Genomic DNA, 23,668 nt, shown 5'->3' with positions numbered 1-23,668 from the left:
TTTTCATAGGTTATAAACAAGAGCCTGGGCCGCCTGAAAATGACAAGCCGCAGCTGCCTTGCTCAGCGTATAAGTCTGCAACTTCTTCACGGTGGCTGCTTGGAATCACAAAGCGGTCATCATATTTGGCAATCGCAAGCAGCCGATACATGTCTTCGATTTGTTGTTCTGTTAGTCCGACACTGGAGATCAATGCCGAGTCGATCTGCTTTTTCGTTTGTACCGCTCTCATGTACTGGCGCATGACAGACATTTTCTTTAATGTTGTTCGAATATGATCCGTGTCGCCCGCCGTTAATAATTGAGCTAAGTATTCAATCGGAATTCTCATTTGATCGATGGCCGGAAAAATGTCTTCCGCTGTTTGATGGCTTCCTTTTCCTTCAAAGACATTCATGATTGGACTCAGAGGCGGAATGTACCAAACCATCGGCAATGTACGGTATTCCGGGTGAAGCGGCAGCGCTATTTTCCAGTCGATGATCATTTTATAAATTGGCGATTGCTGCGCAGCTTCAATCCATTCAGCCGGGATGCCCTGTTCCTTCGCTTGTTCAGCGACAGCAGGGTCATTCGGGTCAAGGAACACTTCCAGCTGAGATTGATAGAGATCCTTCTCACTTTCAGTCGATGCCGCTTCCTCCACCTTATCCGCGTCATAAAGCATAACGCCCAGATAACGGATTCTGCCCACACATGTCTCGGAACAAATGGTCGGCAGCCCCGCTTCTAATCGCGGAAAGCAGAGTGTGCATTTTTCCGCTTTGTTCGTTTGCCAGTTAAAATAGACTTTTTTATAAGGACAGGATGAAACACAGTATCTCCATGAACGGCAGGCATTTTGATCCACGAGCACAATGCCGTCTTCCTCGCGTTTATACATGGCGCCTGACGGACAGGACGAGACACACGCCGGGTTGATGCAGTGTTCACATATGCGCGGAAGATACATCATAAAAACTTCATCGAATTCTGTTTTGATAGACTCCTCCATCTTTTGAACATTCGGATCTTCAAGTCCCGTAATATGTCCGCCCGCGAGATCATCCTCCCAGTTTGGCCCCCACTCGATATTCATGAAGTCTCCCGTCAATGCCGATTTAGGGCGCGCCACGGGCTGGTGTTTTTTCTGCGGGCTGTTCGTTAATGTTTCATAATCATAGTTCCAAGGTTCATAGTAATCATCAATTGTCGGCTGATTCGGGTTATAGAAAAGGCTGGCAAGACGGTTGGTTTTCGGTCCTGACTTCAGCTCAAGCTTTCCTTTTTTTAATGTCCAGCCGCCTTTATATTTGTCTTGGTCCTCCCACTGCTTCGGATAGCCGATTCCAGGTTTTGTTTCTACATTATTGAAGTACATATATTCCGCTCCGGAACGGTTTGTCCACGTGTTTTTGCAGGTCACGCTGCATGTGTGGCAGCCGATGCATTTATCTAAATTCATGACCATTCCGATTTGCGCTTTAATCTTCAAGCCAATCGACCTCCTTCAGCTTGCGGATGACCACATTCAGATCACGCTGATTCCCAGTTGGGCCATAGTAATTAAATCCGTAGCTAAGCTGAGCATAGCCGCCGATCATTTGTGTCGGTTTAACATGAATCCTTGTCGGGCTGTTATGGGTGCCGCCGCGGTTATTCGTCAGTTTTGTGCCGGGTACGTTGATGTGGCGGTCTTGTGCATGGTGCATAAACGCCATCCCTTTAGGAATACGGTGAGAAAGAACGGCTCTCGCTACGACAACGCCATTTCGGTTGAAGCATTCAATCCAATCGTTGTCTCTGATATCTGTGTCCTCTGCATCATCTTTATTCATCCACACTGTCGGCCCTCCGCGGAATAGCGTCAGCATAGGTAATGAATCAAAGTACATGCTGTGGACGGACCATTTGTTATGCGGCGTTAAATAATTGAGGACGATTTCTTTGCCCTCTTGATCAGGCCGTTTACTCAGAAACGGACGATGCTGGAGGATCGGTTTAAATGTCGCCATCGTTTCCCCGAACTCCATCATCAGCTCATGATCGACATAGTAAGACTGTCTGCCCGTCAGCGTCCGCCAAGGGATTAATTTTTCCACATTTGTCGTAAACGGCGAGTACCTGCGTCCCCCTTTTTCTGAGCCTGTAAATGCCGGAGACGTGATGACCGTTTTTGGCTGAGCGGTGATTTGTTCGAACGTAAAGCATTCTTCTTCCCGCTCTTCAGCCAGGTCTTTTAACTTCAGGTTTGTTATGTCTTCAAGTGATTCCCATGCTTTCACTGCAACTTTTCCATTCGAAGTGGAAGAAAGGGTTAAAATGGCTTCTGCCGCCTGCTTCGCCTCACTTATATTCGGACATCCCTTGGCGACGCTGTCCGCTGTGATTTCTCCCAGTCTCTTTTTGAGTGATTCATATTCATCGGCTATCGACCAGCTCATCCCTTTTGTTCCGCTTGGTTTTAGGGCGGCGTTAGGGCCGAGTGCGGTCATTTTATAAAAGATTTGTTTATAGTCCCGTTCAACAACATGAATGTTCGGCATCGTTTTCCCCGGAACGGCTTCGCATTCGCCTTTGCTCCAGTCATTGATTTTTCCGAAAGGCTGCGCCATTTCCTGCATAGTGTCATGGAGGAGCGGCGTCGCGACAGCTTCTTTAACTGGCTCCATCTCTACTTCTTCAGCCAAGTCGGATATGGCTTTTGATAATGCTTTAAAAATATCCCAGTCTGACTTGGATTCCCAAGGCGCTGAGATGGCCGGAGCAAAAGGATGAATAAACGGATGCATATCCGTACTGCTGAGATCATGTTTTTCATACCAAGTCGCAGCCGGAAGCACGATATCGGAATACAATGCCGTTCCAGCCATTCGAAAATCGAGATTGATTAATAAGTCGAGCTTTCCTTCCGGTGCTTGATCATGCCATTTGATTTCTTCCGGACGGATGCTGTCGCTGTCGTCATTCATCAATCCGTTTGTCGTCCCCAAGAGATGCTTAAGAAAATATTCATGCCCTTTTCCCGAACTTGAGATCAGATTCGCTCTCCATACAAAAAGATTTCTCGGGAAATTGGCTTCATCGTCAGGATCTTCAATGGCAAATTTCAGTTTTTTCTCTTGGAGCTGACCGGCCACATATGCACCAACATCTTCAGGTGTTTTTGCACCCGCTTTTTCAGCTTCCTTGTAAAGATCAATTCCGTTTTTATTAAACGTCGGGTAAGACGGGAGCCACCCTAATCTTGCCGCCAGCACATTGTAGTCGGCGTGATGCTTGTAGCGGGAGGATGCTGCGATCGGAGAAGCCAAGTCACTGATCGGCTGATCCTCGTAGCGCCACTGGTCTGTCGCAAAGTAGAAGAATGATGTGCCGTTTTGCAGCTTTGGCGCCCCCTCCCAGTCCTTTGCATTGGCAATCGTCTGCCAGCCTTCAGCCGGGCGAAGCTTTTCCTGCCCCACATAGTGAGCCCATCCGCCCCCGTTTACACCTTGGGCGCCGACTAATAAAACAAGATTTAAAACCGCCCGGTAAATCGTGTCAGAGTTGAACCAATGGTTAATTCCCGCCCCTACGATAATCATTGACCGTCCGTCTGTATCGATCGCATTTTGGGCAAATTCTCTGGCAATTTTAACGACCATCTCCCTTTTGATCCCTGTTACCTGTTCTTGCCAGGCGGGTGTAAACGGCTCAGCATCATCAAACGAGGCGGCTGATTTCTGCCCGATTCCCCGATTGACGCCATAGTTTGCCAGAATTAAATCAAAAACGGTTGTGACATATACGTCTTCATTATTCAAGTTTAGTTTCTTAATGGGAAGATCGCGCTCAAGCACTCTGTTTCCCTCATTTGAGAAATAAGGGATTCGAACTGTGCCGATTTCGTCTTCTATTCCGAGCACTGACAGCCTCGGTTCAATTTGTTCCCCTGTATCTTCATCTGCCATGTGCAGATTCCATTTCTTTTGGCCGTCCCATCGTGATCCCATTGTTCCTTGCGGTATCGCAAATGCGTTTGTACGTTCATTCCACACAGCAGGCTTCCACTGATCATGCTCTGTTTGCCGTCCGATGTCCTTCGCATGGAGAAAACGTCCGGCTGTATAAGCGCCATCTTCTTTTGACAAGGTGACAAAGAACGGGAAATCCGTGTATTGCTTTGCGTACTCTATGAAACGCTCTGTTTCTTGATTCACGTAAAATTCTTGCAGGATGACATGCCCCATTGCCATCGCAAGCGCGCCGTCTGTTCCCTGACGGATGCTCAGCCAGTCATCCGCAAATTTTGACGATTCCGCAAAATCCGGACTAATTGAGATGACTTTTGCCCCTTTATAGCGGGCTTCTGCCAAAAAGTGTGCATCCGGCGTTCTTGTTAACGGTACATTGGATCCCCATGTGATGATATAGCCCGAATTGTACCAGTCACTGCTTTCCGGCACGTCTGTCTGGTCTCCCCAGATTTGAGGAGACGCTGGGGGAAGATCCGCATACCAATCATAAAAGCTCAGCATAGGGCCGCCGATTAATGACATAAACCGCGAGCCTGACGCGTGGCTGATCATTGACATGGCGGGAATCGGAGAAAATCCGACGTTGCGGTCAGGGCCGTATTTCATGACTGTATATAATAGAGAAGCAGAAATCAGTTTCAGCACCTCCGGCCACTCAGCGCGCACAAAACCGCCTTTTCCTCTCGCCTGTTTATAGGACTTCGCTTTTTCCGGATGCTCAACGATAGATTTCCATGCTTCCAATGGATTTTTGTGTGTTTGCAATGCTTCCCGCCACATAGTAATCAGCACACCGCGAACGTATGGATATTTGACACGCAGCGGGCTGTAGATATACCAGGAAAAACTTGCCCCGCGGGGACAGCCCCTTGGCTCGAAGTCAGGCATATCAGGACCGGTTGAAGGATAATTCAAATTTTGCCCTTCCCACGTGACGATGCCGTTTTTCACATAAATATTCCAGCTGCAAGATCCCGTGCAGTTGACTCCGTGGGTGGAGCGGACAACTTTATCGTACTGCCATCTGTTTCTATATACATTCTCCCAATCGCGATCTTCGTATGTTGTTTGACTATGTTTATTAGAATGATGCTCAATAGGAGAGAAATAGTTTAGTCTCCTGAACAGCGGACTCATTTTCTTCTTTTTCATCGATGCTTCACTCCTTTGAGTCAGGTGATTCTCATTTCACTATATACAGAGGCAGCATCGTTCCTTGTGAACTTTGTCACATACACCCCTTATTTCACAAATTTTTCACATTCAGGATTCAAAAAAACCCGGTTCCTGGTTAGGAATCGGGAGTGACGTTTTCATCCTGAGATGTGTGCAGATAACGCAAAAATAACTGGTAGGAAAAAAAGAGATTTTCCTGAAGCATGACCAGAAAATTCGTCTGCAGCTGCGGATGATAGGTCATTATTTTTTTAAATTTGTAAAAAGGAATTTCCAACACGAGTGTGTCTTCAGATGTTTTGACTGAAATGAAAGGAGATAAAAGCAGCTCGCCATTTTGATCAATGGGAAACACATCACCTTTTTTCCAAAATGCAATGGCGCGCGAACCTTCAGGCAGTCTGCTGTCAATAAAACGAATGCTGCCTTTTAATACAATATAAACTGATTGTGAATGCAAAAAAGATGGAGACTGATCAGATGAGCAACGGATGAACTTCCCGTTATTCAGCAATGTTTCGACAATGGGAAGAGATACTTGATTAAACATTGGAAGATGTTTCAAAAATAATAAATAGTCACACTGATTCATAGGAAAGCCTCCTGGGATAAGGATAGCTTTAGTGTATCTTGATTGAATCAATACAGCAGTGATGTAATTCACAGAAATTATGATAAATGTCACTTATCGGAAGAGTGATTGCTTTTATAATGAAACAGAAAGGAGTGTTTCAATGAAGGTTCTCATTCCGAAGCAGCACGGTGCATGGGCTATGCTGTTGATTCCGTTTTGCCTCGGTATGGTGAAGGGAGGTCCCGTTCTATGGCATATCCCGCTATTTACGGGCTGGCTATTTCTCTATTTGACCGTTTACCCCATTACCTTGGCGGTGAAAAAGAAAAAAACAAAAGACTATCAAAAATGGATTTTTTATTACGGCATTGCAGCTTGCTGCTCTATCATTGCGGTTGTCATCCATAAGCCTGCGTTCATCTGGCTCTGCTTTTCTTTGTTTCCGCTGTTCCTCGTTCATGTCTATTATGCCCGCAGAAAAAACGAAAGAGCGCTTCTGAATGATATTGCGGGAGTCTTGTTCTTTAGTACAGGCGGACTTGCCAGCTGCTGGCTGGGGGCGGGAAGCCTTGACGGCTGGGCATGGTTTATTTTCGCGCAATCCAGCTTATTTTTTATCGGAAGTTCCTTTTATGTGAAGTCTATGATCCGGGAGAAAAACAACAAAACATTTGCATACTGTTCATGGGGATATCACCTGCTTCTTCCCTTTCTTTCTATATCTCTCGGAGCAAGCTGGGGGGCTCTCGCTTTTATTCCAAGCAGTTTGAGAGCATGGTTCTTACACGGAAAGGAGCGATCTATTAAGACGATCGGCATTCTTGAAATCGTGAACGCGTGCTTCTTTTTCGCAGTCATATGTATTTTTTTAACAAGATAAAACAAGGACTGAAGTTTGCAGTCCTTGTTTATTTCTTGATTAATCGATATTGCAAATATCCAGCGGGCAATTTTCGCACTCAATTTCACATCTTAAATAGTCCCGCTGATGCAAAACAATCTTTCCGGATTCCTCAATTGAAATGATTCCTTGTTTACGAAGATCACCCAGCATGCGATTGACACTCTCTCTTGCAGCCGCACAAAACTTCGCCAAATCATGGTTCGTCAGTGCAATGTTTATAAGAATTCCGTCGCTTCGTTTCACCCCATAGCTATTTGACAAACGAATGAGTGTGGAATAAAGCGCCCCTTTTTTACCATGAAGAAGAAGGTCACGGATTTTGGACTGAATTTTTCGCAGGTGGGTGCTCATCCATTTCATAAATTCAAATGTCAAAGCACCGTTTTGAACCAATTCCTTTTCCAGTTTGTTTTTATTGATGACGAACACTTCACCGTCTGCTAACACTTTTGCACTCAGCATATATCTCGGTTCTTCTGTAAAAAGTGTTAATTCCCCGACAATATCATTTTTTTGGCAGATCCTGAGCGTCAGATCCTTGCCGTCAGACGTCAGTTTGCCGATTTCAATGAGTCCTGATTGAATCAGATAAAGCTCTTTTGCATCCATTCCTTCTTGAAACAGAAACGTGTTTTTTTCAATTTTTCTTTTTGTACTGATTGATTCCAGCAATTGATGCAGATCTTGTGAGAGAAGATCCTTATCAGATTTTCGAACAGAGAGAAAATTCATGAGCTCACCTCGAAGATAGTCACGTTGTGTATTTCTATTGTAACGTGAATCGATTTGCATCATTTTAAAAAAACTTACAATCTCGTGAATTCCCTAAAAGCCGCTTCCCATTAGTTTACGCTGTGCCCATTTCTCTCAGTGTGCGTTTTCATCCTTTCCTGCCAATACATCCAGATGACAATGACAAAGCTGGCTAAAGCAGTTTCCGAGAGCGCCATAAATCCGATTGCATATTGTCCTGTCGCTTGAAATACGCTTGCCAGGATCAGTGGCGGAAAGAATCCTCCCAATCCCCCCATGGCAGAAACAATACCGTTTGCAATTCCCGCTTGTTTTGAGAAATAAAAAGGCACCAATTTAAAAACTGTTCCGTTTCCAATTCCTGAGCAGACAGCAACTGTTAACGCCCCAAAAGCGTAAATGCCGAGACTCGGTGAGAACGACAAGATAATGCCCGATAATGTCAGACCCGCGAAGACGTACATTAACATTCTAAGCGGACTCACTTTATCTGCCAAAAATCCGCCAACAGGTCTGAGAAGCGTGGACACAGCAATAAAACCTGCCGTTCTAAACCCGGCATCCACAGGACTAAGACCAAAGTGCTGAACAAGAAAGTTAGGAAGATAAATGGTAAAGGCAACGAACGCGCCAAATGTTATAAAATAAAAAAGGCTTAAGAACCACAACAGATGATTTCGGTAAACGGCTTTTATTTGAACCTTTACGGAAACTTTGACTTTCTTCTCGTTTCGATCGCCCAGGAAAAAGTGCAGCAAAGCAAATAAAGCCAGCAGGACCATATACATTTGCACCGTACTCTTCCACCCCACAGATTGAGCAACAACAGGAGCTGCAAACGTTGTGATGGCGGTTCCGATATTTCCAGCGCCGTAAATGCCGTTTATAAAACCGTGTTTTTCCTTAGGATAATACTTCGGAAGAGATGTCACCCCAATGGAGAAAACCGCTCCTCCAATCCCCAAGAAAAAACCGCCCACGGCCAAATCAAACACAGAATCTGCGATACTGATCCAAAACACAGGAAACAAAAGCAATAGAAAGCTGATCATAAAAGTCATCCGCGCGCCAAACCTGTTCGTGTAATATCCCAAAGGAATGCGGAGAAGTGACCCCAGAATGACAGGTATGGCCGTAACCAGCGAAATGTCGCCGGCGCTCAAATTAATATCAGATGACATTTGAGAAATTAATGAAGAAATCAAAACCCAAACCATAAATCCTGCCACCAAGCTGCATGACTGTAACGATAATTGAATGTTTTGACGGTTAATCATTCGGCTTGCCCCTTTCAATGATTCAATAATCAGTCTTATCATACAAAAACTCGGTGAATAGGATTGTGAAGTACATCACACGTTTTTTAAACAAAAAAGGACAAAGCCCGGGGCTTTGTCCTTTCATCTTCATTACATTTTTTCAGGAGCCGAAACGCCAATCAACTGAAGCGCATTATTCAGCGTGATTTGGGTTGCTTTCATTAAAGCTAAGCGTGCGCGGCTTTTCTCTTCATTTTCAGGATCGATTACCTTTTCCGCATTATAGAAGCTGTGCAGAGAAGATGCCAAGTCATAAATATAGTTCGTCACGCGGTGCGGAATGCGTTTTTCCGCCGCTTCCGCCACTGCTTCAGGGAAGCCGCCGATCGTTTTCAGCAAATCGTATTCTTTTTCAGAATTGACGGCGCTAAAGTCAAGATCAGCCGCAGGCGTTAATCCCTGCTCTTCTCCTTGGCGAAGCATGCTGCAGATTCTCGCGTGAGCGTATTGCGCGTAATACACCGGATTGTCATTTGAAGTGGACACCGCAAGATCCAAGTCAAAATCCATATGTGTATCGGCACTGCGCATCGCGAAGAAATAACGGACGGCGTCTAAGCCGACTTCTTCAATCAAGTCGCGCATCGTTACCGCCTTTCCTGTACGCTTGCTCATTTTCATTTTCTCGCCGTTTTTATATAGATGCACGAGCTGAATGATTTCTACTTCTAACGTTCCTTTTTGATAGCCAAGCGCCTCAATGGCCGCTTTCATCCGCGGAATATAGCCGTGGTGATCTGCGCCCCAGACGTTGATCAGCTTATCGAATCCGCGGTCTAGCTTGTCCTTATGGTAAGCGATATCAGGCAGCAAATAAGTGTAAGTGCCGTCTTTTTTAATCAAAACACGGTCTTTGTCATCACCGAATGTTGTTGAGCGGAACCATGTTGCGCCGTCTTCTTCATACACGTGGCCTTGTTTGCGCAGCGCTTCGAGCGCCTTGTCGATTTTTCCGTTTTCGTACAGTGACGTTTCAGAATACCAGACATTAAACGGCACGCGGAAGTTTTCTAAGTCTACACGAAGCTTTTCCAACTCATACTTCAAACCGTATTCCCGGAAGAACTTCTGTCTTTCGCTCTCTTCTTCTTTAACAAAGCGGTCTCCGTATTCTTCAGCGAGACGCTTCCCGATTGCGATAATATCCTCGCCGCGGTATCCGTCTTCAGGCATTTCTTTTTCAAGGCCGAGCGCTTCAAAGTAACGGACTTCGACAGAAAGAGCCAAGTTGTTGATCTGATTTCCCGCGTCATTGATATAATATTCGCGGCTCACATCATATCCGGCTTTAGCCAGCACATTGCACAGAGAATCGCCGACGGCTGCTCCGCGCGCATGGCCTAAATGAAGATCGCCCGTCGGATTCGCAGATACGAATTCCACTTGGATGCGCTCGCCGTTTCCGATATTTGTTTCCCCGTATGCTTCCCCCGCTTCCAATACAGATGGGATCAGCTTCGTTAAATATTGATTATCCATATAGAAATTGATAAATCCAGGGCCTGCGATATCAAGCTTTTCAATTGAAGCCTTTCCTTTATCAAAAGAAGCTACAATATCCTCAGCGATTTGGCGCGGGGCTTTTTTTGCGATTCTTGCCAGCTGCATCGCCATGTTCGTTGAATAATCACCATGTGTTTTATCTTTCGGTGTCTCTAAAATGACATTTGGAATCTGGTTTTCTTCAGCCAATCCCGCTTTCAGAACTGCTGCTTTAATTTCCTCTTTCAGCACGTCCTTCATTTGTTCCGCAATGTTCATGCGTCAAGTCCTCCCTCATACGTGATGGTCATATTATGTAAATGCTGCTGTTCGTCTCCCACATGCATATCATAAGCTATGCTGATACGGCCTCTTTCTTTGCCGATGTCAGACTGAATCGATTTTGTGCTTGTAGTCAGCTCAAGCTCGCCAAATGACATTTTATATTTGGCAATGGTAGAGGCTCCCGGCACAAACCGCTGATTCATTTTCACTGCGCCTGACCTCATGACAAACACTTCGCTCTCGCTTACTTTCACAATCGTTTTCACTTTGCCCAAATCGTGTTCTTCATAATAAGAAAGATACACTTTATTTTGTTTCACATGATAAGATCCGGAGGTGCGGAACTCAATGACCTCTTCTTTCCCGTCATCCGCAATCACAGATTTTACATGGAGCGTTATCGGTGTCTCTTGTTTCATGCTGACACGTCCTTTTCATCATTCCACTTTGACTTGAATAGTATAATCATTCGCTATTTAAAGTTCAACTGCTTCTATCTTACCATCATTACTCATCAGTTTTGAAGATAAACCTCATAAAAAGCGATTAATGAGAAGAAGAGCATTTAAATAGAAATTAATGCCGTTTTGAATGTTACATTTTTCTGAAATGTATCTAATATTTTTCACATTTTCTTCAAAATATACATATTGAAAAGGTATTTTGATAGTTTTAAGATTAAATTACATCAGAGATATGCTAGAAAAATTAAACAAGGGAGGATTTCTATTATGAAAAAAGCTGTCATTGTAGAAAACAAAGGTTGTGCAACATGTTCAATCGGAGCTGCTTGTTTAGTGGACGGACCTATTCCAGACTTTGAAATCGCAGGGGCAACAGGGCTATTCGGTTTATGGGGATAAAGCATTTCCTAAAAGAGGCACAGTAAATTACTGTGCCTCTTTTTGAAAAGTATTTTTACTTTCTATCTACTCCTTAGTTATACATACATGTTTTCTCATTATTTGTATCATATGTATAGGAGATGGTATTTTTGCTTATAGAGCGGATGTTTCCATTTATCAGTGAAAGTGTAAGAGTTCACCAGCTTCCTGAGGGCGGAGTATTAGAAATTGATTATATGCGTGATAATGTCTCGATCTCTGATTTTGAATACTTGGATCTCAATAAAACGGCTTACGAGCTTTGTATGCTGATGGACGGGCAAAAAACGGCAGAACAAATATTAGAATACCAATGCGCGGCGTACAATGAATCCCCCGAAGACCATAAGGATTGGTATTATGAAATGCTCGACATGCTGCTGAACAAGCAGGTCATTCGGCTTACAGACCAGCCCGAATATCGGCGCATTGCCACAAGCGGAAGCAGCGACTTCCCGATGCCGCTGCATGCGACCTTTGAGCTGACTCACCGCTGTAATTTAAAATGCGCCCACTGTTATTTAGAAAGCTCGCCTGAAGCGCTGGGAACGGTATCTCTTGAACAATTCAAGAAAACAGCGGATATGCTGTACGAAAAAGGCGTTTTAACATGTGAAATAACGGGCGGAGAAATTTTTGTCCACCCGAACGCCAATGAACTTCTTGAGTATGTATTAAAGAAATTTAAAAAGGTTGCCGTCTTAACAAACGGGACGCTGATGCGAAAAGAAAGCCTGGAGATTTTAAGAGCATACAAGCAAAAGATCATCGTCGGTATTTCACTGGACAGTGTCCATTCTGAAGTCCACGATTCCTTTAGAGGGAGAAAAGGCTCTTTTGCCCAAACCTGTAAAACGATAAAATTATTGAGTGATCACGGTATTTTTGTCAGAGTCGCCATGTCGGTTTTCGAGAAAAATATGTGGGAAATTCATGACATGGCCCAAAAGGTGCGCGATCTTGGTGCGAAAGCCTTCTCTTACAATTGGGTTGATGATTTCGGAAGAGGCAAGGATATGATCCACCCGACGAAAGATTCCGAGCAGCACCGCAAATTTATGGAGTACGAGCAAATTGTCATTGATGAATTTAAGGATCTGATTCCGATTATCCCTTATGAGAGAAAACGTGCGGCGAATTGCGGCGCAGGCTGGAAATCAATTGTGATCAGCCCGTTCGGAGAAGTACGCCCGTGCGCGCTCTTCCCGAAGGAATTTTCATTGGGAAATATCTTTCATGATTCATATGAAAGCATCTTTGATTCCGCTCTCGTCCATAAACTATGGAAAGCGCAGGCGCCGCGGTTCAGCGAGCATTGCAAGAAAGACAAATGCCCATTCAGCGGCTATTGCGGAGGCTGTTACTTAAAAGGCTTAAACTCTAACAAATATCACCGTAAAAATATCTGTTCCTGGGCGAAAAATGAACAATTAGAAGATGTGGTCCAGCTTATTTAGGAGGGAAATGTTTTGTCACCAACACAAAGAAAATGGCTATTGTATATCCTTTCATTCGTGTTTGTCATCGGCGCGGTTGTCTATTTCGTCAAAAGCGATTATTTGTTTACTCTGATCTCCATTGTGATTGCCATTATATTCGGAATGAGAGCGCGGAAGGCTGAATCTCGATGAGCATGTTGGATATACACGCTTTATCCGTTTGGTACGAACAAGATAACGTCATCTTAGAAAACGTTGATTTACATTTAGAAAAAGGCGCCGTTTACGGACTGCTTGGAGTAAATGGCGCCGGCAAAACAACGCTGATCAATACGCTGACAGGCGTTAATCGGAATTTTAGCGGGAGCTTCAAGCTGTGCGGCATTGAAGTTAACGCCAAAACGCCGCTGAAGACATTAGATCAGCTGAAAACCAACCGCTACTTCGCGGCGGATTATCCATTGCTTTTTACAGAGATCACGGCGAAGGAATACGTTTCTTTCGTCCATTCTCTTTATCAAAAAGAATTTCACGAACAACAATATGTCAGTTTAGCAGAGGAGTTTCACTTTTCTCAGTACACGAATCGGAGAATCTCAGAGCTGTCTCTCGGCAACAGGCAAAAGGTTGTTCTGATGACAGGGTTATTGCTGCGGGCTCCCCTGTTTATTTTAGATGAGCCGCTTGTCGGCTTGGACGTGGAATCGATTGAAATCTTTTATGAGAAAATGCAGGAGTATTGCAAGTCAGGCGGAACCATTTTGTTTTCTTCCCATCTGCTTGATGTGGTGAAAAGGTTTTGCCATTATGCAGCTATTCTTCATGATAAACAGATTCGCAAATTGATTCCTATTAAGGATGACACAGATCTGCGCCGGGAATTTTTTGAGGTGATCGGCCATGAATAATGTGTTTCAAATTCTTACCCTGCTGTTCAAACAGCTTTACGGCCGGCAAGGGAAAAAGGATGCCATTCGCATCACCGCCGGACTTGCTGTTCTGGCTTTGTTTGAAATCGGACTGATCCGGCAGGCCGGCATTGATGAGTCGGTTTTAGGAAAAACATATGTCACACTCGCGCTTCTTTTTATGAATGTGTATATGGTATTTCTTTCTATTTCTTCACAATGGAAGGAATCTTACATGAAGCTGAGCTGTCTTTTGCCAATCTCTTCACGGAGCTTTTGGCTTGCTCAAAGCGTGGTTTTGTTTGTGGATACTTGTTTGAGAAGAACGTTATTCTTTTTTATTTTACCGTTGTTTTTATTTGGAACCGGCACGCTGTCAGGGACGGAAACGTTATTTTGGCTCGGCAAATTTTCGTTTTTCACAGTCTACTCCATTTTATTAGGCGTTCTGTTAAGCAACCTTTTTGTCAAAAAGAAGGGATTTGTGTTCCTGCTGCATGCGGCGGCATTTGCCTGTATCTGCGCCAGCGTGGTTTTTATGCCCGCTTTGACGATCCCATTATGCGGGGTTCACATGGCATGGGGCGTTTTCTTTGATTTCCCCTCCTTTCTGCAGGTGCCTGATCAGCAGAACAAGATGCATTCATTCATGCGGACATCGGAGTTTTCATTTTATAAGAGAGAATGGAATCGGTTTATTTCGTCAAAGGCGATGTTATTAAACTACATTGTCATGGCGGCTTTCAGCGGTTTTTTTTCGTTTCAGATGATGAAAACCGGCATCGCTGATCAGCATATCATTTATATTGTGATTACCGCCTTGCTGTTAATTTGTTCTCCTATCGCTTTATTGTATTCTCTTGAAAAAAACGACCGGATGCTGTTAATCACGCTTCCGATTAAACGGAGAACGATGTTTTGGGCAAAATATCGCTTTTATTCCGGTTTGTTGGCAGGCGGGTTTATTTTGATCGCTATGATCGTCGGTTTGATCAGCAGCCAGCCGATTTCACTCATGACTTTTTTGCAGTGTATCGAATTGCTGCTGATGGGAGCCTTTATTCGGCTAACATCTGATGAAAAAAGACCCTCTTTCGGGTGGCAGACGGAGCAGCAGCTCTGGAGCGGCTTCTCTAAATACCGTTCCTACGTATTTTGTATTCCCCTATTCTTAGCAACTATCGCGGGCACTGTTATCTCCTTGGCGATCATCCCGATTGCCGGGCTGATCATTGTCTATTTGCTGCAAAAACAGGAAGGTGGTTTCTTTGATACAAGGAGAAAAAGTCAACGATTTGGAAATGAACCTGTTAATGACTGATCAATTTTCAACAATCTCCATCGCCGCGAGCTTTCTGAAACCGATCGAAATCGAGGCAGAGCCTGAAGAAGAAACAATCTATTTTTACGGTGCGGCGGCCTATCTAAAACAAAACATCACTGACGTCTTTGGATATGCTGCCGGCAGCCGCTTTATCTACTCAGCGAATCTATTTTTTGACCGGCAGCTCAAGACATACGGAACCCGCTTGCTTCATCCGCTATATCACAAAAATCTCAACATTGATGATGTGCTGGAAACATTTGTTGATAGATCCTCTCTTCCGGCCTCTCTTCCGGCCGATATCGCAGAAACGGCTAAGGCTGACCTTTTACTGAAGATCGAAAAGAAGTTCGCGGATCCTTTCTCTTACTCGGCAGCCCGTCTGGCAGAGGAGACGTTCGGCAGTCCGATGTACGGCACAGCTATGTTTGGCCGGAAAGAAAAGGTACAAGCGATACAGCCTAAACGCTTTCTGGATGCATCAGATTTTAAAACTGATTTGTTGTCCCAGCAAAAACAGCTTTATGTAATAGGAAACGTTCAAGAGTTACATGCCGGAGGATATTCCAGACACGCACCTTCCATGAACGGTAGAAGAAAACCCATCAATAAAAACATTTATGAAACAGAGACACGCAGCACCGCAGGTCCTTCCGTGATGACCCTTGGGTTTGATTGCGGAGAAATGAACGGTTTCCGTGATTATATAAAAATCCAGCTGATAGACGGATTACTCGGAAAGTACGGCCATTCCGCATTATTTCGGCATTTTCGCGAGAAACAAATGGCGGTTTACCATGTCATTACCCGCTATGACATCATGAGCAATCTGCTGCTTGTATCCGTATGTACCGATCGCGTTCAAGAGAAAGAGATTCCGCCAAGAGTGATCGAAACGGTCATGAATTTTCATGTAGATGAACAGGAATTAGAAAAAGCGAAGCAATTCCTGAAAAATGAAATCCTTCTGCAATTAGATTCTCCGGAAGGACTCTTAGCCTATATGGGAATTCTGCGTCATTACTCATACAAAAAAGAAGACATTCTAGACGGTATTTCAACGATTACCTGCCGCGATTTATTACAATACGTGACCAATATTAAATATATTGGAGCACATGTAGTAAGGGGATGAGGAGATTGGAGAAAGAAACCTTTTTTCATCAGCTTGATGCACGTACCGAGATCACGTACGCAGACAATGGACTAAAAATATGCAGAGTAAAATTCCCCAACGCCCATATGAGGCTGTGTAATGTCAAAGTCAATTTCGGCAGCCGGGACATCCGTTTGCACTCCGGAGACAGCGAAAAAGTGCTGCCGTACGGCACTGCGCACTTTTTAGAGCATGTTCTCTTCTGGCATAACGGGCGAAATCTATACAGCGATTTTTTTGATCATGGAGCGCTTTTGAATGCGTTCACTACATATACAGATACAAATTTCATGTTTACCTCTCTTCCTGATCGGCTGGAGCACACGATCCCGAAACTGCTTGATGCTTTATGGAATCCCTCCTTTGAAGAGAATATTGTCGCTCAAGAAAAAAGCGTGATTAAAAGCGAAATTGAAACAGCTCATCTCAATCAACAGCTTCATTATCATTATCAGATGCTGAATTTGCTTTCTCCCGCATGTCCCGCTGCGATTTTTCCCGCCGGCAGAACGGAGGATATCGAGGCTTTAACGATCAATGATCTAAAAGAAGCCTATGCAACAGGCTACCAGCCCCAGCGTATGACGATGTTTCTGATCGGCGGCTCTGAAGATACAGAAACCATTTTGCCTTCTCATCTCCGGCTGCGCGGCCGCTCAGGCCATACCCCCAAGGGAAAATTCATGCCTGTATGCCCTCCCCTCTTACAAAATCAGAGCCTGGGTGATGCGGAGTGCTCGGGGGAAACATGGACCGGATTACATATAGGCGCACTCCCCGATAAAAACGATCTTTTTACATTGCAAATGTATTGGGACATCGTCTCCCGCGTTCTTTTTCATATAGATTCGCCGTTGTTTCAAGAAATCCGGCAAACGCGCCTCCTTAATATTCAAAGCTTATCAGCGGAAAGTCACATGTCAGAAGATGGCGGCTTTTTGATCCTTCACAGTAAAGGGGCACATTCTTCAGCCTATATCGATGTAGCGGCAAACTATGTGATGCAGCAGAAATGTCAGGCGGAAGCTTGGCTGGAGTACGGCAAGGAATCTTTGCTGAACGCGATTATCTATGACAGTGATTATGTGCGTAAATGCTTTGAATGGGCGGCTGAATGTGAGCGGTATGATTGCTCTTTTTTTGAGCTTTACCGGCTGATTCAAAACATGACTGTACAGGATTTTTTATATCTTATTGATACTGTGGCTTCTGCTAAAAAAGCAACCATTCATGTCTCTCTGCCAGAGGTGGTTGGACCATGAAAAAAAGCACTGTCTTCACTGTGTTATTGCTGCTTATGGTCATGGCGGCCTATTCATTTGGCTGGTTTCAAGCCAGCGCTGAGGCCGCGGGGCAATATGTACAGCTGATCAAAAATGATTGTGTGCGGCTCGGCTTGCTTTCTTTTGCCGCTTCTGTGCTGATGCTGCCGGCATTTTTGTATCTTCACTATGTCACCCGATCCGTCAAAAGCATGACAGCAGCTTTTCAGAAGATAACGCAATCTCATCAAAGCTGCTGTGATTTTCAGCATCGCAAGCTGTGCAGCCGTTATGCCGGCGATGTGAAATCATTGCGCGAAAGCTACAAGGGCATCCGTCAAACATACGTGATGGGGGCTGTATTATGCCAAGTGATCGTGTTCGGTTACATGTTTGAAGTGGTCAAAGCCGTTCCCTTCAGCTTTCACACGCCCCCTGCTGTCACGAAGGGGATTGCGATTGTTCTCATCATTTATTTATTGTTTTATATGAGGTCATACCTGCTCCAGCTTCTCCAGAATGGGCAAACGGCTAAAAAGGCTGTCGTTCTGATATTAGCAGGAGCCGGGATATGGTGGATGCTCAGCTTTACCATTAGTGAACTGCTGTTTCTGATTATCTTGGCTGTCATCCAGCAGATAGGTTCATTTATTTATAAACGAGTCTCTTATCGCAGCTCCGCTTCTCTCGACCTGTGAAAACATCTACAACGAAATCGCAGACGGACCAGCGCCAACCGGAATGACCGCTACGGCTGTATAATCACTCGTGCGATATACCGTCACTGTATTGGCTGCAGGCTGCGCAACATAGATATATTGATTGTCCGGTGTTACTGTGAGGTCAATGGCTCCCGGTATCGAGGCATTCGCAATGATTCTTTGCCGGGCTGTATTGACTACAGAAAGATTGTCAGTGAGAAATGGATCTGAATATGGTTCCAGAAGATAAGCACGTGTGCTGTCGGGAGAAAATACAATAGCGTTCAGAATTTCAAATAACCGGTTAAAATCGCCGCCTTTGCTCAACGGCGACAAACTGATTTCAGTTACACCTTTCGGAAACAATTCACCATTCATGACGTATGCGAAATTCCCGTCGTAAGGAGTTTCAATTAAACTAGGAAATTCAAATGTGTCAATAATACTGTCGGTCAGCTGGCCGGTATTCACATCATATTTATCCACCGACCAATTAATTGTATTAGCGGTATAAACAAACTGCCCATTAGGATCAAGCGCAAAATCTGAGGCGCCGGGTACAGGGATGACATTAACCACTGATTGAAGGCTCATGTTAATCATATAAATGGAGCCGGCCGCCATCACAAACGCGAACCCGGCTGATGGATCAAATTGAATTTTTCTTGGCACTCCTCCAACAGTGATGGTCTGTGTGACGGTTAATGTTTTATGATCAATGACAGAGACGAGATTGGTATTCCCATGGAGAACATACGTGTATGCTTTATCAAATGTGACACCCACATTAGTCGGCACATCAGAAAAAGGAATGGTTTTTACAACCGTGTTTAACGCAGCATCAATGACCGAAACTGTGCTGTCCCCAGTATTGGCTGTAAACACATAAGATCGCGGCTCCGGCTCTGGCGCGAGAATTATCGTTCCGGTCACCGTCAGCGGACTTCCGTAGAAAGGCGGAACAACCAAGATGTCTTTTACTGTGATTTGGCTGAAATCAGGGCAATCATCTGACTGATTCGTATAATAAACGACCTGATCGATGTACGCGGTATGAATAACCGATATGGACCCGTCTCCTTGTCCATATTGATTCCTCACAGGCGATACACTGACAAGAAGTGTGACGCTTCCTTGAAGCCGCACCGCATAGTTAACGCTAATATCCTCAGGTGCCGGTCCTGTCCAGATTAAACAAGGTTCACTGACACATGAAAGATTATCCGAACTCCACGTGACGGCGCCGACCGCTTCAGCAGGATCAACGACAAACCCCTCCGGAACTTCAATCGGCACTTGAAACAGCGCTTCTCGGCTGATCTCCTCATCACAAAAGCAGAAACAATTTTCCTGAAAAGCAGAAAGATCATTCTTTTTCATGATTTCACATCCCTTTTAGAAATGCACAATATACAGTTGGTTAAATCGCAATGTCACTCGGTGAAACTCAAGCGATATGACAGTTTCCACAGAATAATCATCCGTGTTGTAAACAGTGATGCTTTGCTCTATAAAATGAGTTGCATACAGAAATTCGCCATTCGGGGTAAACGCAAAGTCGCTTGCCGATTGTGGAACATCTCCTATAACGCCTGCACCATAGGACTGGGAGAATATAAATTGCCGGTGAAGCCGTCATATCATTCTGCTCGTAAACATTTGAAATTCACCCTCATACACCTCTACAGGCTCTAGGATATGGTGGATGCTTCAGTTTTACCATAAGTGAACTGCTGTTTCTGATCATTGTGGTGGCGATACAGCAGATCGGGTCATCGATCCATAAACACATCTCTGATCGCCGCCCCGCTTCTTTCGAACTGTAAAGCTTCTACATTGCTATCGCAGACGGACCGTCCCCAACCGGAATGACCGTCACGGCTGTATAATCACTTGTGCGGTACACTGTCACGGTATTGTCGTCGGGCTGTGCTGCATAAATGTACTGATTGTCCGGCGTTACAGCGAGGTCAGAGGCGCCGGGGAGAGAGGCAGTTGTTATAAAGGTATGCTGCGCTGTATCTACGACAGTGAGATTCTCCGGAAATACCTCAAAATAGGGCTCAAGGAAAAACGCACGAGTTCCGTCAGCAGAAAAAACAATTGTTATTAAACCGTCAAACAGTCTGTTAATTTTTGAAGATTCGCTAAATGTTGTCAAATCTATCACAGAAACGCCATTCGGCCTTAGCTCACCATTTTCCAGATAAGCAAAATCCCCTATTAACGGGGTTTCAATAAGATTTGGTGTTTCAAAGTTACTTAAACTATCAATCAGCTGCCCTGTATTTATGTCATATTTATTAACGACCCAAGATACAGAGTTGGTCGTATAGAAAAACTGTCCGTTAGGGTCTAGGGCAAAATCGTCCGCAGCGGGTGACACCGTGAATGTATTGGTAATGGTTTGCGAGGAAATATTAATTTCATAAATGGAGCTGCCCCCTGCGAGAATATAAGCAAATTCTCCCCCAGTTTCAAACTGGATTTTTCTTGGGGCTCCTGCAAGAGGGATGGTTTGTGTAACCATTAATGTTTCGTTGTTAATGATCGATACAAGATTCGCATTCCTATGGAGAACATACGTATACGCTTTATCCAAGGTAACACCCAGATCAGTCGGGATATCAGATAAAGAAATGGTACTTACAAGAGTATTCACGTCAGTATCAATGACCGAAACCGTGCTGTCTCCAGTGTTTGCAGTAAACACGTAAGATCGCTGATCCGGCGCCGGTACAAGTACAATCGTCCCCGTCACCGATAAAGGACTGCCGTAGAACGGCGGAACGACAACAAGGTTCTCGATCGTGATGTCACTGAAATCCGGGCAATCATCCGGGTTATCAGAATAATAGACGACTTGATCGATCTCTGCATTGTGAATGACAGAAACAGCCCCGTCCCCTTGTCCATATTGATTTCTTACAGGTGAGACACTGACAAGAAGCGTAACGGTCCCTTGCAGACGCACAGCATATTGAACACCGATATCTTCTGGTTCCGGCCCAGTCTGGATTAAGCAAGGCTCACTGATACAGGACAAATTGTCTGTACTCCACGTAACCGCTGCAGCTGCTTCGGCAGAATCAATAGTGAACCCCTCAGGAATGTCAATCGGCACTTGAAACAGCGCTTCTCGGCTGATCTCCTCATCACAAAAGCAGAAACAATTTTCCTGAAAAGCAGAAAGATCATTTTTTTTCATAATGTCACGTCCTTTTAAAAATGCACAACATGCATTTGGTTAAATCGCAATGTCACTCGGTGAAACGCCAAGCGATATGACAGTTTCCACAGAATAGTCATCCGTGTTGTAAACAATGATGCTTTGCTCTATAAAACGAGTTGCATACAGAAATTCGCCATTCGGGGTAAACGCAAAATCTCTTGCCGATTGCGGAAGATTTCCTATTACGCCTGCACCACTTGGACTGACGGAATATAGATTATGAGTGAAACCATCAAACAAATACAATCCTGATCCGCTCTTAAACATTTGATACTCACCCTCATACTCCAGCTCTTGGGTGCTACTGATCGTAAACGTATCTAAATCAATAATCGTCAAATAATTTAAGAAGTGATCTTGTTCTAATACATAGGCATACCGCTCCGGCGGCTTTGTTTCTATGGAATTTACAATAAGCTCCCGTTCAATCATTCCTGTAACTTCACCGGTAGATAAGTCCACTTTTTGCACTAAACCAAAATCAAGAACATAGGCGAACAACCCATTGGGATCAATTGCAATATCATACCCTTCAACAGGAATAGATCTTTCTACGGCAGACGTTTCAATTCTGATCACATAAATGGCATTACCAGCGAGAACATATGCGAAATCATGTTCAGGCATAAATTTAATTGTTTCAGGCGGCTGATCTAGCGGAATGGATCCAGTAACAGTCAATGTGCCATTATCGATGACAGAAATGACACTATTGTTGAAATGCAAAACAAACGTAGAGGCTTTATCTGGCGTAATTTCTATACCTGTTGGCTCGTATGGGAGAGAAATGGTTGTTATAACGGTATGAGTATTCGTATCAATTACGGAAACCGACTGATCATCTGGATTCGCTGTAAACGCATAAACAGGCTCCGGCTCTGGTTCCGGGGCGAGCACAATCGTTCCTGTCACCGATAAAGGACTGCCGTAAAACGGCGGGACGACAACAAGATTTTCGATCGTGATGTCACTGAAATCCGGGCAATCATCCGGTTCATCAGAGTAATAGACGACTTGATCAATCTCTACATTGTGAATGACAGAAACAGCCCCCTCCCCTTGTCCATATTGGTTTCGCACAGGTGAGACACTGACAAGAAGCGTGACGGTTCCCTGCAGGCGGACTGCAAAATGGATTTCGATCTCATCAGGCCCGGGTCCAGTCTGAATGAAGCAGCGTTCACTGACACAGGATAGGCTGTCCGCGTTCCATGTGACATTCGCTACCGCTTCAGCAGGATCAACAACAAACCCCTCTGGCACTTCTATCGGCGCTTGAAACATGGCTTCACGGCTGGCTTCTTCCTCACAAAAACATAAACAATCCTCTTGCTGTCTGACGGCTTTTTCTTTAAAAGAACGCTCAATCTTCTTCACATGCTCACTTCCTTCTCAGAAATAGCTGCTAAGCGCAGCAGTAATAGAGTATGGGGACAAAAAGGTTTTGCTTGTACAAAAGTTCTAAGCCAAAAGTGTTTTTTTAAACTGAAAACGGGTAAAAAGAAAAAGAGTTATTTACAAATTATGTTTTATAGCAGGAATGTCAGGTTATATAAAATAAAAAAGACTTCATAAGGAGGATTTATTTATACAAGCAGCCTTATTACACTACTTATATAAGTTCCCAAGCTTCTCTGGGTAAATAAAAGGAGGATCACAATGAAAAGGAATACAACCTTGATCGGAATCGTTTCTTTGCTATTACTATTAATGCTGTCTGCATGCGGCAGCGATAATCAAGACAAAAAATCAGATCAAACGATGAATATGGACGACACACATACTCATTCTGAGTCCAGTGAGATTCCGGAAGGCCTGACAGCAGCACAGCACCCAACTTATAAAGTTGGAAGCCAAGCCATCATCAAGGCGGATCACATGAAAGGCATGAAGGGTGCCGAAGCAACCATTACAGGTGCCTATGATACGACGGCCTATGCTGTTTCCTATACACCGACAACCGGCGGAACAAGAGTGGAAAATCATAAATGGGTGATTCAAGAAGAAATAAAAAATGCCAGTGATGAAACATTAAAACCCGGAACGGACGTGATTATAGAAGCGGATCATATGAAGGGAATGAAGGGTGCAACAGGGAAAATCGATTCAGCTGAGAAAACGACTGTCTATACGGTTGATTACACCCCGACAACTGGCGGAGAAAAAGTGAAAAATCACAAGTGGGTAACAGAAAGTGAACTATCTTCAAAATAAAGGCAGAATATAATGATGAACTGTTAAACAAATTGGCCCTATCCAATATGTTTAACA

20 protein-coding genes and 1 pseudogene are annotated in these 23,668 nt (G+C 44.4%); 10 read left to right on the top strand and 11 right to left on the bottom strand.

The annotated features are described in order from the left end of the window. Positions 1 to 10: 10 nt before the first annotated feature. The 3 genes from narH to AXI57_RS01800 form a co-directional block, all read right to left on the bottom strand. Entirely contained in the window at positions 11 to 1,474 is a 1,464-nt protein-coding gene (narH, locus tag AXI57_RS01810; protein WP_061669080.1) for a nitrate reductase subunit beta, read from the bottom strand. Beyond that, positions 1,464 to 5,150, bottom strand: a complete 3,687-nt coding sequence (locus tag AXI57_RS01805) for a nitrate reductase subunit alpha (RefSeq protein ID WP_061669079.1) — start codon at positions 5,148 to 5,150, stop codon at positions 1,464 to 1,466. The genes narH and AXI57_RS01805 overlap by 11 nt, the downstream gene beginning before the upstream one ends. Positions 5,151 to 5,289: 139 nt before the next feature. After that, complete coding sequence (locus AXI57_RS01800; protein ID WP_003326508.1) at positions 5,290 to 5,766, bottom strand: cyclic nucleotide-binding domain-containing protein; 477 nt, start codon at positions 5,764 to 5,766, stop codon at positions 5,290 to 5,292. A gap of 142 nt (positions 5,767 to 5,908) precedes the next feature. Between AXI57_RS01800 and AXI57_RS01795 the strand changes: the two genes are divergently transcribed. Beyond that, positions 5,909 to 6,628: a YwiC-like family protein gene (locus AXI57_RS01795; protein WP_061669078.1), complete on the top strand. Its 720-nt coding sequence runs from the start codon at positions 5,909 to 5,911 to the stop codon at positions 6,626 to 6,628. Between the two features lie 39 nt (positions 6,629 to 6,667). Here AXI57_RS01795 and AXI57_RS01790 read toward each other — a convergent pair whose 3' ends face one another. From AXI57_RS01790 to AXI57_RS01775, 4 genes are all read right to left on the bottom strand, one after another. Then, the gene (locus tag AXI57_RS01790; RefSeq protein WP_003326506.1) at positions 6,668 to 7,384 is read right to left on the bottom strand and encodes a Crp/Fnr family transcriptional regulator; all 717 of its coding nucleotides are present in this window, start codon (positions 7,382 to 7,384) and stop codon (positions 6,668 to 6,670) included. Positions 7,385 to 7,494: 110 nt separating this feature from the next. Then, positions 7,495 to 8,682 carry a nitrate/nitrite transporter gene (locus AXI57_RS01785; protein WP_061669077.1) on the bottom strand — a complete coding sequence of 396 codons (1,188 nt, stop codon included), beginning with the start codon at positions 8,680 to 8,682 and terminating at the stop codon, positions 7,495 to 7,497. A 132-nt stretch (positions 8,683 to 8,814) separates the two neighbouring features. Further along, positions 8,815 to 10,485, bottom strand: coding sequence for an arginine--tRNA ligase (argS, locus tag AXI57_RS01780; RefSeq protein WP_061669076.1), 1,671 nt, complete (start codon positions 10,483 to 10,485; stop codon positions 8,815 to 8,817). After that, positions 10,482 to 10,910, bottom strand: coding sequence for a YwiB family protein (locus AXI57_RS01775; protein ID WP_003326502.1), 429 nt, complete (start codon positions 10,908 to 10,910; stop codon positions 10,482 to 10,484). The genes argS and AXI57_RS01775 overlap by 4 nt, the downstream gene beginning before the upstream one ends. A 312-nt stretch (positions 10,911 to 11,222) precedes the next feature. Between AXI57_RS01775 and sboA the strand changes: the two genes are divergently transcribed. The 8 genes from sboA (at position 11,223) to AXI57_RS01735 (ending at position 18,162) form a co-directional block, all read left to right on the top strand. Beyond that, entirely contained in the window at positions 11,223 to 11,354 is a 132-nt protein-coding gene (sboA, locus tag AXI57_RS01770; RefSeq protein WP_003222002.1) for a subtilosin A, read from the top strand. A 131-nt stretch (positions 11,355 to 11,485) separates the two neighbouring features. Continuing rightward, the gene (gene albA, locus AXI57_RS01765) at positions 11,486 to 12,832 is read left to right on the top strand and encodes a subtilosin maturase AlbA (RefSeq protein WP_061669075.1); all 1,347 of its coding nucleotides are present in this window, start codon (positions 11,486 to 11,488) and stop codon (positions 12,830 to 12,832) included. Positions 12,833 to 12,844: 12 nt separating this feature from the next. Continuing rightward, positions 12,845 to 13,006 carry a bacteriocin biosynthesis protein AlbB gene (locus AXI57_RS01760; RefSeq protein ID WP_003326500.1) on the top strand — a complete coding sequence of 54 codons (162 nt, stop codon included), beginning with the start codon at positions 12,845 to 12,847 and terminating at the stop codon, positions 13,004 to 13,006. Then, positions 13,003 to 13,722 (top strand): ATP-binding cassette domain-containing protein, encoded by a 720-nt coding sequence (locus AXI57_RS01755; RefSeq protein ID WP_061669074.1) that lies wholly within the window; start codon positions 13,003 to 13,005, stop codon positions 13,720 to 13,722. Before AXI57_RS01760 ends, AXI57_RS01755 begins: the two co-directional genes overlap by 4 nt. After that, positions 13,715 to 15,043, top strand: a complete 1,329-nt coding sequence (locus AXI57_RS01750; RefSeq protein WP_061669073.1) for a hypothetical protein — start codon at positions 13,715 to 13,717, stop codon at positions 15,041 to 15,043. The genes AXI57_RS01755 and AXI57_RS01750 overlap by 8 nt, the downstream gene beginning before the upstream one ends. Beyond that, complete coding sequence (locus AXI57_RS01745; RefSeq protein WP_061669072.1) at positions 14,991 to 16,181, top strand: insulinase family protein; 1,191 nt, start codon at positions 14,991 to 14,993, stop codon at positions 16,179 to 16,181. The genes AXI57_RS01750 and AXI57_RS01745 overlap by 53 nt, the downstream gene beginning before the upstream one ends. Positions 16,182 to 16,186: 5 nt before the next feature. Then, entirely contained in the window at positions 16,187 to 17,464 is a 1,278-nt protein-coding gene (locus AXI57_RS01740) for a M16 family metallopeptidase (RefSeq protein ID WP_061669071.1), read from the top strand. After that, the gene (locus AXI57_RS01735; RefSeq protein WP_061669070.1) at positions 17,461 to 18,162 is read left to right on the top strand and encodes a hypothetical protein; all 702 of its coding nucleotides are present in this window, start codon (positions 17,461 to 17,463) and stop codon (positions 18,160 to 18,162) included. Before AXI57_RS01740 ends, AXI57_RS01735 begins: the two co-directional genes overlap by 4 nt. Before the next feature lie 6 nt (positions 18,163 to 18,168). On the opposite strand, the gene AXI57_RS01730 is transcribed toward AXI57_RS01735, so the two are convergent. The 4 genes and pseudogenes from AXI57_RS01730 to AXI57_RS01720 all read right to left on the bottom strand — a co-directional run bounded on the left by AXI57_RS01730 (position 18,169) and on the right by AXI57_RS01720 (position 22,774). Beyond that, positions 18,169 to 19,545, bottom strand: coding sequence for a YncE family protein (locus AXI57_RS01730; protein ID WP_061669069.1), 1,377 nt, complete (start codon positions 19,543 to 19,545; stop codon positions 18,169 to 18,171). A 40-nt stretch (positions 19,546 to 19,585) separates the two neighbouring features. Continuing rightward, positions 19,586 to 19,842, bottom strand: a pseudogene (locus tag AXI57_RS21230) (YncE family protein); the annotation flags it as partial. Between the two features lie 154 nt (positions 19,843 to 19,996). Continuing rightward, the gene (locus tag AXI57_RS01725) at positions 19,997 to 21,373 is read right to left on the bottom strand and encodes a YncE family protein (RefSeq protein WP_061669068.1); all 1,377 of its coding nucleotides are present in this window, start codon (positions 21,371 to 21,373) and stop codon (positions 19,997 to 19,999) included. A 39-nt stretch (positions 21,374 to 21,412) separates the two neighbouring features. Beyond that, positions 21,413 to 22,774 (bottom strand): YncE family protein, encoded by a 1,362-nt coding sequence (locus AXI57_RS01720; RefSeq protein WP_061669067.1) that lies wholly within the window; start codon positions 22,772 to 22,774, stop codon positions 21,413 to 21,415. Positions 22,775 to 23,056: 282 nt separating this feature from the next. Here AXI57_RS01720 and AXI57_RS01715 point away from each other — a divergent pair, with 282 nt between their 5' ends. Further along, positions 23,057 to 23,611 (top strand): YdhK family protein, encoded by a 555-nt coding sequence (locus AXI57_RS01715; RefSeq protein WP_003326492.1) that lies wholly within the window; start codon positions 23,057 to 23,059, stop codon positions 23,609 to 23,611. Positions 23,612 to 23,668 lie beyond the last annotated feature (57 nt).

The sequence above is a fragment of the Bacillus atrophaeus genome (genome assembly GCF_001584335.1).
GTDB lineage: Bacteria > Bacillota > Bacilli > Bacillales > Bacillaceae > Bacillus > Bacillus atrophaeus.
This window is presented reverse-complemented; position numbering and strand designations above follow the sequence as displayed.

Coding starts and splice junctions, on each gene's coding strand:
- AXI57_RS01805 (WP_061669079.1), bottom strand. CDS start 5,150: ATGAAAAAGAAGAAAATGAGTCCGCTGTTCAGGAGACTAAACTATTTC.
- AXI57_RS01800 (WP_003326508.1), bottom strand. CDS start 5,766: ATGAATCAGTGTGACTATTTATTATTTTTGAAACATCTTCCAATGTTT.
- AXI57_RS01795 (WP_061669078.1), top strand. CDS start 5,909: ATGAAGGTTCTCATTCCGAAGCAGCACGGTGCATGGGCTATGCTGTTG.
- AXI57_RS01790 (WP_003326506.1), bottom strand. CDS start 7,384: ATGAATTTTCTCTCTGTTCGAAAATCTGATAAGGATCTTCTCTCACAA.
- AXI57_RS01785 (WP_061669077.1), bottom strand. CDS start 8,682: ATGATTAACCGTCAAAACATTCAATTATCGTTACAGTCATGCAGCTTG.
- argS (WP_061669076.1), bottom strand. CDS start 10,485: ATGAACATTGCGGAACAAATGAAGGACGTGCTGAAAGAGGAAATTAAA.
- AXI57_RS01775 (WP_003326502.1), bottom strand. CDS start 10,910: ATGAAACAAGAGACACCGATAACGCTCCATGTAAAATCTGTGATTGCG.
- sboA (WP_003222002.1), top strand. CDS start 11,223: ATGAAAAAAGCTGTCATTGTAGAAAACAAAGGTTGTGCAACATGTTCA.
- AXI57_RS01755 (WP_061669074.1), top strand. CDS start 13,003: ATGAGCATGTTGGATATACACGCTTTATCCGTTTGGTACGAACAAGAT.
- AXI57_RS01750 (WP_061669073.1), top strand. CDS start 13,715: ATGAATAATGTGTTTCAAATTCTTACCCTGCTGTTCAAACAGCTTTAC.
- AXI57_RS01735 (WP_061669070.1), top strand. CDS start 17,461: ATGAAAAAAAGCACTGTCTTCACTGTGTTATTGCTGCTTATGGTCATG.
- AXI57_RS01730 (WP_061669069.1), bottom strand. CDS start 19,545: ATGAAAAAGAATGATCTTTCTGCTTTTCAGGAAAATTGTTTCTGCTTT.
- AXI57_RS01725 (WP_061669068.1), bottom strand. CDS start 21,373: ATGAAAAAAAATGATCTTTCTGCTTTTCAGGAAAATTGTTTCTGCTTT.
- AXI57_RS01715 (WP_003326492.1), top strand. CDS start 23,057: ATGAAAAGGAATACAACCTTGATCGGAATCGTTTCTTTGCTATTACTA.